We start from the raw sequence: 15,292 nt of genomic DNA, 5'->3' as shown, positions 1-15,292 counted from the left end.
TTCCTTCCAGATAAAACTCAGGCGGCAACTGCAGCGGGAGGCACGAAGCGATAGCCGAGCCCCTCGATGCCCTCGACCACCTTCCGAAGGTCGCCGATGCCGAGAAACGGGTGATAGTAGAAACTGACGACGCTGTCGGTCACCACGCGATGGGTTTTCGCGTCGGCAAGGATGTCGTCAGCAGAGCGCGCGGCGTGCTGGTTGAACTTGGCCGGAGCGACGTTGCCGACGTTCTCCGGCACCACGACGGTCCCGTAGACGTCGCGGGCCGGATACGGGAAGAACTGGCCGTAGACCTCGCGATAGGACACGTCCGTCAGTCCACATTGGCCGCCGTCGCACTGCCCGGCGTAGTAGCTGCCCCGGTCGTACCGCATCGGGAAGATCCGGCCCGCCTCCTGATAGTCCACTGCGGACCCGCCGTAATGCGGGAACTCGAACGCGTCCGGCCGCGGCAGTCCGACCCGGTCGAACTCGGCGAGCCCGGTCGCGATCCGGCCGCGGAACCACTCCGGCGAGTCTTCCGGAACCGGGCCGCTGAGCCGCACATTGTCCTGGTGGTCCACGGTCGCGCGATAGAATTCGTAGTCCGCAGCGCTGGTTCCCGAGTACGGGTTGTCCGTCTCGCCGTACTGGTGGCTGTAACCGTGCATCACCAAGGTCCCGCCCCGTGCGACGGCATCTCGCAGTGCCGCAACGAGTTCCGGACTGTCCACCAGCCTCGCGAACGTCGGCTTGCCGCCATTCGCTTCCCCGCGCGGATCCGCGTAATACGGATACACCGCCAACGAGAACGGCACTCCACGCCCGCTGAGATAGTCGGTGATCGCCCGAACTTCGGCAGGCGGTGTCCGCGGCCCGATGTCCTCGATCCGCACGAGCGCACGCCGCCGCTCCGGAGCGTCTGGCGCGAGCACGCCAAGCAAGATGTCCGCGGCTGCCAAATAGCGGTCGCCCGCGCCGATGTAGGAATACGGCACTTCGGCGAGGTACGTGAAAGATCCACTGTGGACCGCCCACGGCGACGCCACCCCATCAGCGGATTTCGCCTGCGCCAGCACCTTCGCCTTCGCAGAGGTCACCCGCACGCCCACGACGTCGATCCCGGCGTTGGGATCGCGCCGCAGTTCCGTATCCCGATAGGACACCGTCGTGACCTTGTCCTCCCGGAACGGAGCCCAGGTCCAACCCCACTTTCCAGCGAGCGTCGGCGCGTGGTCGAACAGCTGCCAGATGTTGCTGCCGATCCACATCACCGGCAGCTGGGTCCGGCTCACGTCGTCCAGCAGCGCGGGCGGCAGTTGTGCGTCGTAAACCGTCCCGACGTAGACGACCGCCTGATACTCGTTCAGCTCGCCGCTCCGGTAGTCGGCGGCAGGCAGCATTCGCCAAGCGGTGGAACGGGAAACCAGGTTCGCTGTCTGAATGGCGTTAGCCTGCGCCTCCTCGGCGACCTGCGTCGCAGGAGGACTCGGCCGCAACCGCCGCCCGTCGTCGAACAGCACCAACGTACGCCGATCATCACGGCCGCCAGGGCCAGCAAAGCCGATTTTCGGTTGCCGCAGAACCGGTTCAGTCGGCAAAGCCGCTTCCGAGCCAGAGCCGTCGTCCGAGACCACCACGACGATCCCGCCGACCAAACTGACCACCGCGACGACAATGATTCCGAGCCGCAGCCACGCCGGGAATCGTTGCTTCACCGCACAACCTCAGCCAATTCCGGAACGAACGGCTCCGGCGCTTCAGCGGTCAGACCGAGCAACCACGCCACCGCCTGCTCGGTGCGCTCAGCGGCCCGGCTGTCACCGAACGGATTCGTGCGCGCGTTCATCGCGGCCCGCTGCACCGGATCGGTCAGCAGCTTCGAAGCTGTGTCCACAATGAGCTGAACGTCCGTGCCGACGAGCATCGCACAGCCAGCATCGACGGCTTCCATCCGTTCCGTCGTCTCCCGTAGCACCAGCACCGGCACCTTGAAGGTTGGCGCTTCCTCTTGAATACCACCGGAATCGGACAAGATGAGCGAACTCGCCGCGATCGCCGCCGCAGTCTGCTCATACGGCAGCGCCGGAGTAAGCACCACGCGCCGATTCCCGGCGAGCGCCGAAGTGACCGCCTCCTGCACCGCCGGGTTCGGGTGCACCGGCAGCAACACGCGAACATCCGGATGGCGCGCGAGCAGAGTGTCCACAGCGGACAGAATGCGAGTCAGCGGCTCGCCCCAGGACTCCCGGCGATGCGCAGTGACCAGAACCAACCGGCACTCGCCACGCGTCGCCGACTCGACCACGTCGGCGACCGCGCTGTCAGCAAAGGACACCCCCCGGTCAGTAACTCGGGAAATCGCGTCCACCACAGTGTTTCCGGTGACCAGCAGAACGCTGTCGTCGACACTCTCGGCACGCAGGTTCTGCGCGGCCGTCGGCGTCGGAGCCAGATGCAGGCTCGTGGTCTGCGTGACGAGCCGCCGGTTCAGTTCCTCCGGGAACGGCGACTGCAGATCGAACGAGCGCAGCCCGGCTTCCAGGTGCACCACGGGAATCTTGCGCCAGAACGCGACCAGCGCACCGGCCACAGTGGACGTCGTATCACCCTGCACGAGCACCGCCGCGGGCGGACGCTGCGCGGCGAGCGCGTCGAGACCGGTGACAAGCTGCGAGAACAACTCGGGCTGACCGCCGTCGACCCGGTGCAGAGTGAGCCGCAGGTCCGGGGTCAGCGAGAAGGCCGCGAGCACCTGGTCGACCAGTTCGGGATGCTGCCCGGTCGCGACGAGCACCGGCTCCAGCCGTCCGGACCGGCGCATCTCCTGCACGACCGGCGCCATTTTGATCGCCTCCGGCCGGGTTCCGGCAATCAGCCAGACCACCGGTGCGTCACCCCGGGTCATCACGGAACTCCATTTCAGCGAGAGCGGAAGCGACCGGGAAACGGTCCCTGGATCGCGCCGACCACGCTAACTACGGCATCGGGAATCAACCTCACCCTCGCGGGTCAAACTCACCGTCAGTAGTCGCCGTCACAGGCCGTCAGTAAGACACCAAACCCTTGCCCACCTCGGTTTTAAGCAGCTGCTTACTTAACTGAAGGCGGATCCACCAGGCACCTCAAGCACACTCGGTAATCGCGCTGGATCGGTTAAGTCACCAAGCACGGAAAAGGGCGCCCGAAACCTCGGGCGCCCTTTTTCCATTCCCCGGTCAAACCGACGGTATGGCCGTCCGCGATCCTGCTCACATAGTGGTCCAGACCACAAGCTCAGTGTTTCCCGGGAACGTATTCGCCAGGCACCATCCGCGTCGTGACGGCGAACCGGTTCCACGCGTTGATCACCGTGATCGTCGCGATCAGCTGCGCCAGCTCGGCCTCCTCGAAGTGCTCGGCCGCGCGGGCGAAGACCTCGTCGGGCACGAAGCCGTCGGTGAGCACGGTGACCGCTTCGGTCAGCTCGAACGCGGCAACCTCCTTCGCCGTGTAGAAGTGCTTCGACTCCTGCCACGCCGGGAGCTGGATGATGCGCTCGGTCGATTCGCCGGCGGCCAGCGCGTCCTTCGAGTGCATGTCGATGCAGAAGGCGCAGTGGTTGAGCTGCGACGCGCGGATCAGCACCAGTTGCCGCAGCGCGGGGTCGAGGCCGTGGCGGGTCGCGGCGTCGAGACGGATCATCGCCTTGTATGCCTCGGGTGCCAGCTCCGCCATCTTGAGGCGGGGCGGTTGCACCGGAAGTCGTTCTGTCGTGGTCATGGCTTCGACTCTACGAGCGATTGGCACTCTGTTATGGTCCATTTCCGTGCGCGCAGAGTGGGCCAGTTCGCTGAGTGAAGACCTCCACCTCGACCTGCGCGGGCCTCGCCTGCGCGACGGCCTGATGGAGGCCCTGCGCGACGCCATCCGCACCGGACGCCTTGCCCCGGGCGCGAAACTGCCGTCCAGCCGCACGCTCGGCGCGGATCTCGGCATCGCCAGGAACACCGTGGCGCAAGCGTATGCGGAGCTCGTCGCCGAAGGCTGGCTCACCGCACGCCAAGGCGCCGCAACCCGGGTTGCCCCGCGCGCTGAGATCGCGCCCGCGCCGACAGTGCCGAAGCCTGCTTCGCGACACCGGATCGTGCACGACCTACGCCCCGGCCAGCCGGACCTGTCGGCGTTCCCTCGCGCAGACTGGCTTAAGGCCGCGCGCCGTGCCGTAGCCGTGGCACCCGACGACGCATTCGGCTACGGCGGTCCGTACGGCCGCCCAGAGCTGCGCGAAGCCCTCGCCGAGTACCTCGCCCGCACACGCGGCGTACGCGCACACCCGGACCAGATCATGATCAGTACGGGTACGTCGCACAGTCTCATCGTTCTCGCCGAAGCACTGAAGCAGCGAGAGACACCAGCGGTCGCCGTAGAGGCGTACGGACTGCAGGTGCATCGCGCGCATCTCGCCAAGGTCGGCCTGAACACCCCGCAGCTTCCGGTGGACGGCGACGGCGCGATGGTCGAACGCCTCAACGACCTGCCCGACGTGGGCGCGGTATTGCTGACGCCGTCGCACCAGTTCCCCACCGGCGTCGCACTGCATCCGGACCGCCGCGCCGCAGCGGTGGACTGGGCACGCCGAACCGGCGGTCTGGTGCTGGAGGACGACTACGACGGCGAGTTCCGCTACGACCGCAGCCCCGTCGGCGCGATGCAGGGACTCGATCCGGAGCACGTGATTTACCTCGGCACCACCAGCAAAGCGCTCGCCCCGGGCCTGCGGCTGGGCTGGATGGTGCTGCCGCCGCGGATCGCCAGGCTCGCCGCCGAAATCAAGGGCGAACGCGACCCGCACTCCGGCGTGCTCGACCAGCTCACGATGGCCGAATTCATCACTTCGGGCAGCTACGACCGGCATATCCGCGCGATGCGGCTGCACTACCGCCGCCGGCGCGACCAGCTCGTCGCGGCACTGGCCGAGCACGCGCCGAATACGCGGGTGACCGGGCTGTCCGCTGGCTTGCAGGTGCTCGTCGACGTGCCCTCCGGCGAGGAAGACGCCGTGGTGCAAGGGTCCGCGTGGCAGGGGCTGGCCATGCACGGACTCGGCGCGTTCCGGCATCCCGACGCGCCCGCGGACCGCGACGCGCTGGTGATCGGCTTCAGCACGCCGTCGGCGAGCGCGTGGTCGGGCGCGCTGGACGCGTTGTGCCGGGTGCTGCCCTAACCGGTCACTCGACGCCGAGCATCACCTCGGTCGACTTCACCAGCGCGGTCACCGGCTTGCCGACCTCGAGTTCAAGCTCCTCCGCGGCGTCCTTGGTGATCGAGGCGACGACGGACTGCCCGCCGTCGAGCTGAACCGTGACCACGGTCATGACCGCACCGGGCTGGACCGCGGACACAGTGCCGGTGAGTTGATTGCGAGTGGACAGACGCATGGCTTGAAACTCCTTCGAAGCTGAACAGAACACGGCCACAGTAAAGGGAAATCTCCCGCTTCGCCGTCGCCGTCCGCGACCACCCACAGCAGGTGCGGAGGCAGTCACTCCACCGTGCCCGCAGGTGCTGCCCGCGGACCGGGTACGCGCCGATTCCGCGTTTTCGCAGGTTTGCCGCGCGGGAGAGCGGGTAGCCGAACCGCGAGGGACGAGAAAGGGAGGACCCACAGTGAACGACAAAGCCGAGAACAAGGCCGAAGAACTTAAGGGTCGCGCCAAGGAAGCCGTAGGCAACGCCACGGACAACGAGCAGTGGCAGGCCGAAGGCAAGGCGGAGCAGGGCAAGGGCAACCTCAAGCAGGCTGCTGAGAAGGTGAAGGACGCTTTCAAGAGCACCAAGGACTGACCTGGCGCGCGTCGCCGAGAAGCCCGGGGCACCTCGCCCCGGGCTTCTTCTTCGCCTTCAAACTTGCGCAATACGCAAACATTGCGCATCGCGCAAGACGCGCGCTATGGTGGTCTCATGACCGAGCGCCCGAACCTGCGAGACCGCCGCCGCCAAGAGACCCGGGTCGACATCTCCTGGGCGGCAGTCCGGCTCACAGTCGAGCGCGGCCTGTCGAACGTGACCATCGAGGAAATCGCCCGCGCGGCGGGAGTTTCACCGCGCACCGTCAACAATTACTTCTCCAGCAAAGCCGAAGCGATCGTCGCGCGGCACCAGGACCGGGCTCGCGGGATCGCTGATCACCTCCGCGCGCGCCCGGCGGCGGAACCGCTGTGGACCGCGCTGCGGGAGGCCTCGCTGGCGCAACTCGACGACGATCGCGGCACCGCTCCCGGCGAAACCGGCGGTCCACAGTGGACAGCCGGGGTCCGGGTCATGATCGCGGAACCCGCATTGGCCGGCGAATTCCTCAAAGCCAACGTCGCGGCCGAAGAATCGCTGGCCGAAGCGATCGCGGAACGCCTCGACGCGGACGTCCACGACCTCCGCGTCCAGCTCATCGCCACCACCGCGGGCGGCGTGCTGCGCGCGGTCATCCAGGAATGGCTGCGCACCGACCCGCCCGCGGAGATGTCCACCATCGTGCACCAGGCGTTCGACACCCTCGCCGAGGTGCTTCCCTGATCCCGCAAGGAGATCCTCATGTCCGCCGTCGTCATCGCGGGCGCCGGGCCGAACGGCCTGATGCTCGCCGCCGAACTCTGCCTTGCCGGAGTCCGCCCCCTCGTCCTGGAGCGGCTCGCCGAACCCGACGGAGTGCGCCGTGCCAACGGTCTCGTCGGCCAGGTCGTGCCGCTGCTGCACCGGCGCGGGCTGTTCGAGAAACTCACCGGCACCCCTGAACCGGTGCCTGCGCCACGGTTCGTCTTCGGCGCTTTTCCGATCGAATTCGCCGATCTGCCCCGAAACCCGATGTATCTCCTGCCCAAGCCGCAGCACGAGCTTGAGCAGACCCTGATCGAGCATGTCCGCGCGCTCGGCGCCGAACTCCGCCGCGGCCACGAAATCACCGGCTTCACCCAGGACGAGAACTCGGTGACTGTGCAGGTGCAAGGACCGGACGGGCCCTACGAAATCGCCGCCGACTACCTCGTCGGCGCGGACGGCGGGCGCAGCACCGTGCGCAAGCTCGCCGGGATCGACTTCCCTGGCGTCACCTGGGACGAATCGGTGTCCCGCAGCGCGAATGTCCGGCTCCCGCAGTCATTCGTCGACCCCGCGACCGGTGGGCTGAAGCTGGAAACCGGCGTCATCCCGCCGTTCCTGCACCACCGGACGGAAACCGGGGTGTTCGTGTTCGCGCCGTTCGACCCGGCGAACCCGGCCGTGTCGACCAGCGAACGAGGCGGCGCAGGCGATTTCGCCGAGGACGATCCGCTGACCATGGAAGAACTGCGCGCGAGCGTGCGGCGGATACTCGGCGTCGACCTGCCGCTCGAACCGCCGTCCGGCCCCGGCCCGTTCCTGCTGCGCAGGCTGACCGGCGGCAACACCAGGATCGCCGAGACCTACCGGCGAGGCCGGGTGCTGCTGGTCGGCGACGCGGCCCACGTGCACTCCTCGATCGGCGGGCCGGGGCTGAACCTCGGCCTGCAGGACGCGGCGAACCTCGGGTGGAAGCTCGCCGCGGAGGTCCAAGGCTGGGCTCCGCCGGGGCTGCTCGACAGCTACGAGGCCGAACGCCGTCCGGTGAGCGAGCGCGTCGTGATGCACACCCAGGCGCAGAGCGCGCTCGTCGCGCCCGGGCCGGAAGTCACCGCACTGCGCGATTTCTTCACCGAACTGCTGTCCTATCCGGACGCCCGGCAGCACGTCGCCGACCTGATGTCCGGGGCGGACATCCACTACGGCACCGACCCGAGCAACGGCCGCTGGGCTCCCGACCTGCCGCTCGCCGACCCAGGCCCGCTCACTGCCGCTTACCAAGCCGCGCGCCCAGTGCTGCTCGACCTGACACCCGGTGCCACACTCGCCGATGCGGCCGCGCCGTGGCACAACCGCGTGACCACCGTGTCCACCACGGCAACGGGAGACGCACCCACCGCGCTGCTCATCCGCCCGGACGGTTACGTCGCCTGGTCCTCCACCGACGCCGAACCAGACGTCGAGGCGCTCCAAACCGCTCTCACGCAGTGGTTCGGCGCACCGGTCAGGTCAGCCGTGTCGTCGCCACGTTGATGAGCGCCCCGGCCGGCAGTGTGCCGTCCGGGGCCACCAGCGACCGGGACGCCACCTTGAACGCAGTCCGCAACCCCATCAGCTGCGTCTCGTCGAGGGCGTCGACCTGGTAGTAGGTGTCGTGGCAGGTCTGCCAGACCGCATCCGGCGGGCCGGACAGGTCCACCAGCAGCTGGTGCCATTCGACCGGGGCGAACCCGGCCGGGCCGAGCAGCGCGTCGAGGCCTTCTCGGGTGCGGCTGCGCGGGTCGCCGGAGGTCGGGATCTGGCGGTCCTCGGCGACCACCGCGAAGAGCGGCCGGGCGACCTTCAGGAACACCTCCAACGCGTCCGTTCCGCCGCCGCCGACGCCGATCACGAAGGCGCCGCCGGGCCGCAGCACACGGGCGGTCTCGGCGATCACCTTCTCGACGTCGGACATGAGCATCAACGCCATGTGCGACACGACCGCGTCGTAGCTGTCGTCCTCAAACGGCAGCTCCTGCGCGCGGCCCGGCCGCAGGTCCGCGTCAGCGAGCACGGCCCGGCCGCGCGCGACGTCCAGCTGCTTCGCGGAAAGGTCGATGCCAGCGAGCTTTCCAGTGCCGCGACCGGCGAGCACGGCCAGCAGCGCGCCGTCCCCGCAGCCGAGGTCGAGCACGCTGCCCGGCCGGCCCACGTGGTCGGCGAACGCCTCGTACACCGAGCGCCCGTCAACGCGGCCCCGATCGGCCAGTTCGGACGCGGCTGCCGGGTTCCGGTCGTGATAGTCGCGCAGGAACTCTTCGGCGGGCGTCATCATGCCCGTGACGGTAGCGCGAACGGTCACGTCAGCAGCTCGGTTTTGGCCAGGTTGACGCAAAGCCCCGCCGGAAGCCGTCCGTCCGCGGTGCGCAGCGGCTCGGTTTCGGCGAGGAAGGCCGCGCGCAGCCGGGACAGCTGAGCGTCGTCGAGGGTGTCGGTCGAGTAATACGATTCACAGCACAACGTCCACACCTCGTCCGGCGCGGCGGTCAGGTCGATCTCGTACGGTTCCCAGGAAACCGGCGCGAATCCGGCGGGAGCGAGCACCTCGTCAATCCCCTCGCGATGCGATGTGCGCCGCTCGGCGGTGTAAGTCGCCCGGCGTTCCTCCGGCACCTCCCGGAACAACGGCCGGGCCAATTCGAGGAACACGGGAGTCGCGCCGGTCGCTTCGGGGCCGCCGACGACCACCGCGAACTTCCCGCCCGGAGCCAGCATCCTCGCGACCTCGGCGGCGACTTCCTCGGGGTTGTCCATGAGCATGAACGCCATATGCGACACGACCGCGTCGAAGCTGTCGTCCTCGAACGGCAGTTCCTGCGCCCGTCCGTGCCGCAACTCCGCACCGGCCAACTCGGGTCGCTGCTGTGCGAGCGCGAGCTGACCCGAAGACAGGTCAACGCCAGCAAGCCTTTCCGCGCCGCCACGGGCGAAAACGGCCAGCAGCGCACCGTCGCCGCAGCCGAGGTCGAGCACCCGGCGCGCGGGCGCGACGCGATCGGCCAGCACCTCGTAACTCGTCCGGCCGTCCCCGGTCACCCGGCCGGATTCGATCAGCACGGACATCGCGTCCGGTTTGCGATCGTGGTACTCGCGCAGGTAGTTCTCCGCGGCGGAGGTCATGCTCCGACGGTAGCGAATTCCTGGTACCCCTGTGGCATGGACGGAGAAGCTCTGCTCGGCATCGACGTCGGCACGACCGCGGTGAAAGTCGCGGCCTTCGCGCCGGACGGCCGGGAACTCGCGGCGCATTCGGCGCCCTACCCGATCGCGCGGCCGCGTCCCGGCTGGGCCGAACAGGAGCCGGAAGACTGGTGGCGCGCAACGGAAGCCGCGCTGCACACCGTCCTTTCCGGACTTCCCGCGGGTTCGGTGCGCGCGGCCGGGATCGTCAGCCAGGTCAACACCCATCTCCTCGTCGACCACGACTTGCGGGCGCTCACCCCGGCAGTGATCTGGCAAGACCAGCGCTGTGCGGAGCTCGCCGCGGAACTCGATGCCCGCTTCACCGACGACGACAAAAAACGCATCTGGGGCGGGCCGATCGTGCTCGATGCGTCGTTCGCGGGTGCGCGGGCCGCGTGGTTCGCCCGCGAGCAACCGGAGATGTGGTCCCGCGCGCGTTGGATGATGAGCCCTAAAGACTTCATCGGAGCCCGGCTCACCGGCCGGGTCGCGACCGACCTGCTGTCCGGCGTGCGCATCGCGGGCGCGTCCGGCTACCTCCCCGAAGCGGTCGCCCTGGTGGACGGACTCGGCGACCGGCTCCCGGAACTGCTCGCTCCCGAGGAACCCCTCGGTCACGCCGCCGCACTGGGCGATGCGCCAGTCGTCGTCGGAACCATGGACGCGTTCGGCGCGGTTCTCGGCACCCGCACCACAGAACCCGGCCGCGCGATGGTCACCTGCGGGACGTCGTTGGTCGTCGCGGCCGCCTCGCACCGGAACGAATCGGTCCGCGGCCTGGTCACCTTCCCGCCGCGCGGCGATGTCGTCGTGCACGCCGGACCGACGCAAGCTGCAGGCGACGCGCTGCGCTGGTGGAGCCGAGCCTCCGGACTGTCCGTGCCGGAAGTGTTCGCATCCGCGGCAGAAGGCCAGCCCGGTGTGGTGTTCCTCCCGCACCTGCAAGGCGAACGCGCGCCGCTGTGGGACCCGGACCTGCGCGGCAGTTTCCTAGGCCTGACCTCGTCCACGAGCACCGCGGACCTGTCCCGAGCCGTACTGACCGGGGTCGCGTTCTCCGCGCGGCACGTGCTGGAAACCGTCGAGGAAGCCTGCGGCGAACCCCTCCCGTCGGTGACGTTCTCCGGCGGCGGCGCACGCAGCGACCTCTGGACACAACTCCACGCCGACGTCCTGTCCCGCCCCGTCGAACGCCTCCGCGTGCACGACAGCGCCGCACTCGGAGCCGCCCTGCTCGGCGCAGTCGGCGCGGGCCGGTACCCGGACGTCGAAACCGCTGCGGCCGCGACCGTCGCCGTCGAGCGAACCTTCGTCCCCGAGACGGACCTGACCGGCCTGTACGAGGCGTATCGCGCGGCGCACGAAGGGCTCGCGAGAGTGTACGAACGGCTGGCGCGATGGTGATCTAATGGCCAGCATGGAAACCCTCCGCTACGGCAGCGAGCCCAGCCAGTTCGTCGAACTCCACGGGACTCCGGGCGGGCGCGGCACCGCCGTCCTGCTGCACGGCGGATGGTGGCGCGCCCGGCACGACCTGCACCAGCTCGACCCGATGGCGGCCGACCTCGTCGCCGCGGGCTGGTACGTGGCGAACGTCGAATACCGGCGCATCGACGGCGACACCGGCGGCTGGCCGCAAACCCTGGACGACGTGCTCGCCGCGATCGCAGCCGTCGAACGCCCGGCCGCGCTGCCGACAGTCGCGATCGGACACTCCGCGGGCGGACACCTGGCTCTGCTGGCCGGCGGCGCCCTCTCCGGTGTCGTCGCGCTGGCCCCGATCACCGACGTCCCCCGCGCGCGAGCCGAGGAACTGGGCGAAGGCGCCGCCGGACTTTTCCTGACCGGCGACGACCCCGCGGCCTCGCCGATCCGGCAGGTCCCGATCGGCTGCCCGCAACTGGTCGTGCAAGGCGACGCCGACGTCCGGGTGCCGGTCGCGCACAGCCGCGACTACGTGACCGCGGCGAAGGCGGCTGGCGACGACGTGGACTACGTCGAGCTCCCCGGCGTCGACCACTTCCGCCTGATCGATCCGTCAGACGAGCCGTGGCAACCCGTCCGCGAATGGCTTGACCGACGATTCAGCTGACGTCCGCCTCCACGAACCGGTGCCCGGCCGTGTTCTCGATGACCACGGCCGCCACCTGCGCCGGGTCGACGACCGCCGTGCCGTAGAGGTACGCGCCGTCCCGCGCCGCGCGCTCCGACACCATCCAACCGCCCGCGACCTGGCGCTGGCCGTCCTTGCCGATGACGACGAGCAGGCATTTCTGCCCGGCCGGAATGCCGGTCACCGAGCCGTCCACGCGCACCCAGCCGGTCTCCGGAACGATGCTCGCGGTGAGCCGGGCCTGCCCGCTCGCCCCGGAAATGACCTTCGTGCCAGGAACCACGCTGGTCGACGACGGAGGCGGCGCAGTCGGCACCGCGACCGCGGGCCCCGACGAGCTGCGCCCCACCAGCACCCCGACACCCACCGCGGCCGCGGCCACCACGACCGCCGCGGCGACCGCCATCGAGCGCCCCCGCCCAGCCTGAGCACGCGACTCCGCGCGAACCCGGTCGACGGTCCGCTGCATCACCAGGTCCGCACCCACCGGCGGCCCCTCCAGCAACGCCTCCGGCGGCAATTCGCCGAGGAAACTCTGCACCTCGCGCAGAGACGCGGCCTCGGCCCGGCAGCGCTCGCAGCCGTCGAGATGCGCCTCGACGTCGCGCTGCTCGCCCGAGGCGAGCTGACCGGACAGGTATCCCGCCAGGTCGACGTGTTCGTCGGCAGTGTTCATCCGGCCACTCCTTCCGCTCGCCGGAACTCTTCCCGCAACGCCCGCAACCCGTAATACGAGCGGGACTTCACCGTGCCCGGAGGAATCCCGAGCCGCTCAGCCGCTTCCGCGACGCTCCGCCCCTGCAGATACATCTGCTCGAGCACCTCGCGATGCTCCGGGGAAAGCCCGTCCAGCGCGGCGAGCACCACCATCGAGTCGACGACCTGATCGGCGTGATCCCGCTCGACCGGCCCGCTCGCCGGAGACTCGGCCACCTCCTGCGGCCGCGCCTCCTTGGCCCGGAACCGGTCGATCACGAGGTTCCGCACGACGGTGAGCAACCAGCCGCGCACCGACCCGCGCCCGTTGACCAGACTGTCCGGACTGCGCCACGCGCGGACGAGCGCCTCCTGCACCACATCCTCCGCCGCCGCGCGATCGCCGAGCAGCCGGGTGGCATAGGCGAGCATCGCGCGCCCGTGCTCCTCGAAAAGCGCCCGGACCAGCGCCTCGTCCGCAACCGCCCGCCGATGACGAGCCCTGAACCCGGCCATGCCCCGATCATCCTCCCGATCGAGGCCGATTGTCCCGCACCGGCGCTGTGTTGCTTCCTGCCCGGTGGCTGTCCTTTTCTGGTGGGGTTCGCTTCTTTCGGTGCTGGGCGCTGTTTCGCCTGCCTTCGTTGCCGCACGATCGATGCGACTTCCTGCCGCCGCTCCTACCGCGCTGGACACCGCGTCGAACCAAGCGCCCTCCGGTGCCGCTTTCCCGATCGGTGCAACTCCCCGGCCTAACCCCGCTCGTTCCCGACGATCTTCCCGCGCTGGGCGCCGCTTCCCCGATCGATACCCGCCCACCAGCGTGGTTCCGCCGACACGATCGGGGAACGCACCGCCTGCGGGCCCCGGACCTGGGCTAAGTTCGAAATTGATCCAGCCGGAAGGCTTGCTCACCAGGTCGGCGCACGCCGGTGCCGTGCACTGGGATCACCGTCCCGGCCGCCCGACCGCCCTGGAGCCGCCGGGAGCGCCGCGCACACCGCCCTCCCGGCGGCTCCGGGGCACCTTGGGTCGTTTTCGCTCTCCGGCCATCCGGTGCCGGGGGCACGTGCGGTGACGAGTTGCCTCGGCTCTCGCCGACGCCTTGATGCTGAGCCGCCGCAGCCGAAACGGAGCTGTAACGTCCAAGGGTGTTCGGCACTCGCAGCCATCAACCTGGTCAACGCCTCGCGGCGGTCGCGGTGGTCGCGGTGGTCGCGGCGGTCGCGTACTTCCGCAAAGGCTGCCTGTGCGGACAATCTCCGGCAGCGGGAAGCCGCAACCAGCCATCACGCAGACGTCCGCCACTCGGCACCCGTCTCGCAATATGCGTTGGCCGGGAACCAACAGCCGAGCACCCCGGGCACGAAGACTCGACACGAATCGCGGGCCGCGGAGTCCGCCGCTTCCGACCTTGCCGCGCGAACAACCCCACAGTCCACAAAGGACTCAAGCAGCAGCCGCGCCGAGGTCCGTCAGCACCACCGGGCTCGCCGGGGCTCCTCTGCGGCGGGCGATTCTCACCAGGCCTCTGCGGCGCAGGCGGTCCATCGCCTGCGTTTCCCACAGCGGAACCCGCCCGCCGACCGACCACAGGTAGCACTCCGCGGCCCCGGCGAATCCGTTGTGGACCACCACCAGCCCGCGCCGGACGTCGTCCAGTGCGTGTACGTCCTCCTCGACGAGCACCATGACCGGCTCCCTCCGTCCCCTTCATGGTGGAACGTCGGGGGCCGCCAGCACATCCGGGAATCCGCCTCAGGGGTCCCCTGGAGAAATGGGGTCGCCCTCGTCTCGCTGACCTGGCAGGATCGGGCCTCGTGCGGCCGCAGACGATCGCGTGCGACGAATCCGGTTCGGAGGGCGTGAATCTGATCGGCGCGAACACCGCGGTTTTCGCGCACGCCGCCGTCCGGCTGGAACCCGCGGAAGCCGCTGAATGTGTTGCGCGGCTGCGGGAACTCATCGGTTCCCCCGCGCTGGAATACAAGGCCAACCACCTCCTGCGCGCCAAAAACCGCGCCGCTCTGGAGTGGCTGCTCACCGAACCCCTCGCCGACGCCGCCAGAGTGCTGCTCGCCGACAAGGCGTTGTTCCTCGCGGGCAAAATCGTCGACCTGCTCGTCGACCAGACCCCCTACCCGGAATGCCTGCGACGCCGTCCGGACTCCCGCGCTCGCGCCCTGCACCAGGACGGTCCGCGCCTGCACGGCTTTCGACGCTGGACTGAATTCCTGCGCTCGTTCACCGGCCTGTTGCGCACCTCGAACCGCCGCCTTCCTGCGACCACTCCCGACGAATTCTTCGCGCAGACGGACGTTCTCGGCGATTTGGTCGCGGCCCGCCCGCATGTGACCGCCCTGCGCGACAAACTCGTCGCCGACCCGGGGCTCATCCCGCCGCTCGATCCGTTGATGCCCGCCCTCGCCGACACGATCGCGTTCTGGCGGCCGGAAAACGTCATCCACGACGAGCAGCCGTCCCTCACCCAGGCCCGGCTCGCCCAGCTGCTCGACCCGGTGCCGCGGTGGCAGTTCGTCGACTCGAGGTCCGAGCCGCGGGTCCAGATCGCCGATTTCCTGGCCGGGGTCGCCCGGCGGCTGACCGAGGAAACCCTGCACGGCGACGGGGACGCGGAGCTGGTCAAGCTGCTCCGGCCGTATGTGCTTCCGGCGTCAGTCTGGACCGGGGATCCGGCCGACTAGT

General features: G+C 69.3%; 16 protein-coding genes. 7 read left to right on the top strand and 9 right to left on the bottom strand.

Annotated features, from left to right (window positions below; translation table 11 throughout):
- Nucleotides 1–17 precede the first annotated feature (17 nt).
- The 3 genes from AB5I40_RS37160 to AB5I40_RS37150 form a co-directional block, all read right to left on the bottom strand.
- On the bottom strand, nt 18–1,700 hold the full coding sequence (locus AB5I40_RS37160; RefSeq protein WP_370934831.1) for a DUF2334 domain-containing protein: 1,683 nt from the start codon (nt 1,698–1,700) through the stop codon (nt 18–20).
- On the bottom strand, nt 1,697–2,890 hold the full coding sequence (gene wecB / locus AB5I40_RS37155; protein WP_370934830.1) for a non-hydrolyzing UDP-N-acetylglucosamine 2-epimerase: 1,194 nt from the start codon (nt 2,888–2,890) through the stop codon (nt 1,697–1,699). Before wecB ends, AB5I40_RS37160 begins: the two co-directional genes overlap by 4 nt.
- A 368-nt stretch (nt 2,891–3,258) precedes the next feature.
- Nucleotides 3,259–3,744: a carboxymuconolactone decarboxylase family protein gene (locus AB5I40_RS37150; protein WP_370934829.1), complete on the bottom strand. Its 486-nt coding sequence runs from the start codon at nt 3,742–3,744 to the stop codon at nt 3,259–3,261.
- A 46-nt stretch (nt 3,745–3,790) separates the two neighbouring features.
- On the opposite strand from AB5I40_RS37150, the gene AB5I40_RS37145 reads away from it, so the two are divergent.
- A complete protein-coding gene (locus AB5I40_RS37145; protein WP_370934828.1) occupies nt 3,791–5,188 on the top strand; it encodes a PLP-dependent aminotransferase family protein in 1,398 nt (465 codons plus the stop codon).
- 4 nt (nt 5,189–5,192) lie between these two features.
- Here the strand turns inward: AB5I40_RS37145 and AB5I40_RS37140 are convergent, their stop codons facing one another.
- Nucleotides 5,193–5,402 (bottom strand): molybdopterin-binding protein, encoded by a 210-nt coding sequence (locus tag AB5I40_RS37140; RefSeq protein ID WP_067580482.1) that lies wholly within the window; start codon nt 5,400–5,402, stop codon nt 5,193–5,195.
- Between the two features lie 229 nt (nt 5,403–5,631).
- Here AB5I40_RS37140 and AB5I40_RS37135 point away from each other — a divergent pair, with 229 nt between their 5' ends.
- The 3 genes from AB5I40_RS37135 to AB5I40_RS37125 all read left to right on the top strand — a co-directional run bounded on the left by AB5I40_RS37135 (nt 5,632) and on the right by AB5I40_RS37125 (nt 8,088).
- The gene (locus AB5I40_RS37135; RefSeq protein ID WP_009082264.1) at nt 5,632–5,808 is read left to right on the top strand and encodes a CsbD family protein; all 177 of its coding nucleotides are present in this window, start codon (nt 5,632–5,634) and stop codon (nt 5,806–5,808) included.
- A 117-nt stretch (nt 5,809–5,925) separates the two neighbouring features.
- The gene (locus AB5I40_RS37130; protein ID WP_370934827.1) at nt 5,926–6,534 is read left to right on the top strand and encodes a TetR family transcriptional regulator; all 609 of its coding nucleotides are present in this window, start codon (nt 5,926–5,928) and stop codon (nt 6,532–6,534) included.
- 18 nt (nt 6,535–6,552) lie between these two features.
- Complete coding sequence (locus tag AB5I40_RS37125; RefSeq protein WP_370934826.1) at nt 6,553–8,088, top strand: FAD-dependent monooxygenase; 1,536 nt, start codon at nt 6,553–6,555, stop codon at nt 8,086–8,088.
- Here AB5I40_RS37125 and AB5I40_RS37120 read toward each other — a convergent pair.
- Both AB5I40_RS37120 and AB5I40_RS37115 read right to left on the bottom strand, forming a co-directional pair.
- Nucleotides 8,060–8,869 carry a class I SAM-dependent methyltransferase gene (locus AB5I40_RS37120; protein WP_370934825.1) on the bottom strand — a complete coding sequence of 270 codons (810 nt, stop codon included), beginning with the start codon at nt 8,867–8,869 and terminating at the stop codon, nt 8,060–8,062. The genes AB5I40_RS37125 and AB5I40_RS37120 overlap by 29 nt on opposite strands.
- A gap of 23 nt (nt 8,870–8,892) precedes the next feature.
- Complete coding sequence (locus AB5I40_RS37115) at nt 8,893–9,714, bottom strand: class I SAM-dependent methyltransferase (RefSeq protein WP_370934824.1); 822 nt, start codon at nt 9,712–9,714, stop codon at nt 8,893–8,895.
- A 36-nt stretch (nt 9,715–9,750) separates the two neighbouring features.
- Here AB5I40_RS37115 and AB5I40_RS37110 point away from each other — a divergent pair, with 36 nt between their 5' ends.
- Both AB5I40_RS37110 and AB5I40_RS37105 read left to right on the top strand, forming a co-directional pair.
- Complete coding sequence (locus AB5I40_RS37110; protein WP_370934823.1) at nt 9,751–11,181, top strand: FGGY-family carbohydrate kinase; 1,431 nt, start codon at nt 9,751–9,753, stop codon at nt 11,179–11,181.
- A gap of 4 nt (nt 11,182–11,185) precedes the next feature.
- The gene (locus tag AB5I40_RS37105) at nt 11,186–11,869 is read left to right on the top strand and encodes an alpha/beta hydrolase family protein (RefSeq protein ID WP_370934822.1); all 684 of its coding nucleotides are present in this window, start codon (nt 11,186–11,188) and stop codon (nt 11,867–11,869) included.
- On the opposite strand, the gene AB5I40_RS37100 is transcribed toward AB5I40_RS37105, so the two are convergent.
- The 3 genes from AB5I40_RS37100 to AB5I40_RS37090 all read right to left on the bottom strand — a co-directional run bounded on the left by AB5I40_RS37100 (nt 11,862) and on the right by AB5I40_RS37090 (nt 14,278).
- Nucleotides 11,862–12,566 carry an anti-sigma factor gene (locus AB5I40_RS37100; protein WP_370934821.1) on the bottom strand — a complete coding sequence of 235 codons (705 nt, stop codon included), beginning with the start codon at nt 12,564–12,566 and terminating at the stop codon, nt 11,862–11,864. The genes AB5I40_RS37105 and AB5I40_RS37100 overlap by 8 nt on opposite strands.
- Complete coding sequence (locus AB5I40_RS37095; RefSeq protein WP_370934820.1) at nt 12,563–13,102, bottom strand: sigma-70 family RNA polymerase sigma factor; 540 nt, start codon at nt 13,100–13,102, stop codon at nt 12,563–12,565. Before AB5I40_RS37095 ends, AB5I40_RS37100 begins: the two co-directional genes overlap by 4 nt.
- A gap of 933 nt (nt 13,103–14,035) precedes the next feature.
- The gene (locus AB5I40_RS37090; protein ID WP_354735189.1) at nt 14,036–14,278 is read right to left on the bottom strand and encodes a hypothetical protein; all 243 of its coding nucleotides are present in this window, start codon (nt 14,276–14,278) and stop codon (nt 14,036–14,038) included.
- 128 nt (nt 14,279–14,406) lie between these two features.
- On the opposite strand from AB5I40_RS37090, the gene AB5I40_RS37085 reads away from it, so the two are divergent.
- The gene (locus AB5I40_RS37085; RefSeq protein WP_370934819.1) at nt 14,407–15,291 is read left to right on the top strand and encodes a DUF3800 domain-containing protein; all 885 of its coding nucleotides are present in this window, start codon (nt 14,407–14,409) and stop codon (nt 15,289–15,291) included.
- Nucleotide 15,292: the final 1 nt, after the last annotated feature.

This window comes from Amycolatopsis sp. cg13, from assembly GCF_041346965.1.
In the GTDB taxonomy this organism is placed as follows: domain Bacteria; phylum Actinomycetota; class Actinomycetes; order Mycobacteriales; family Pseudonocardiaceae; genus Amycolatopsis.
Note: the sequence above shows the minus strand (reverse complement) of the source record. Positions and strands in the feature narration are given on the sequence as shown.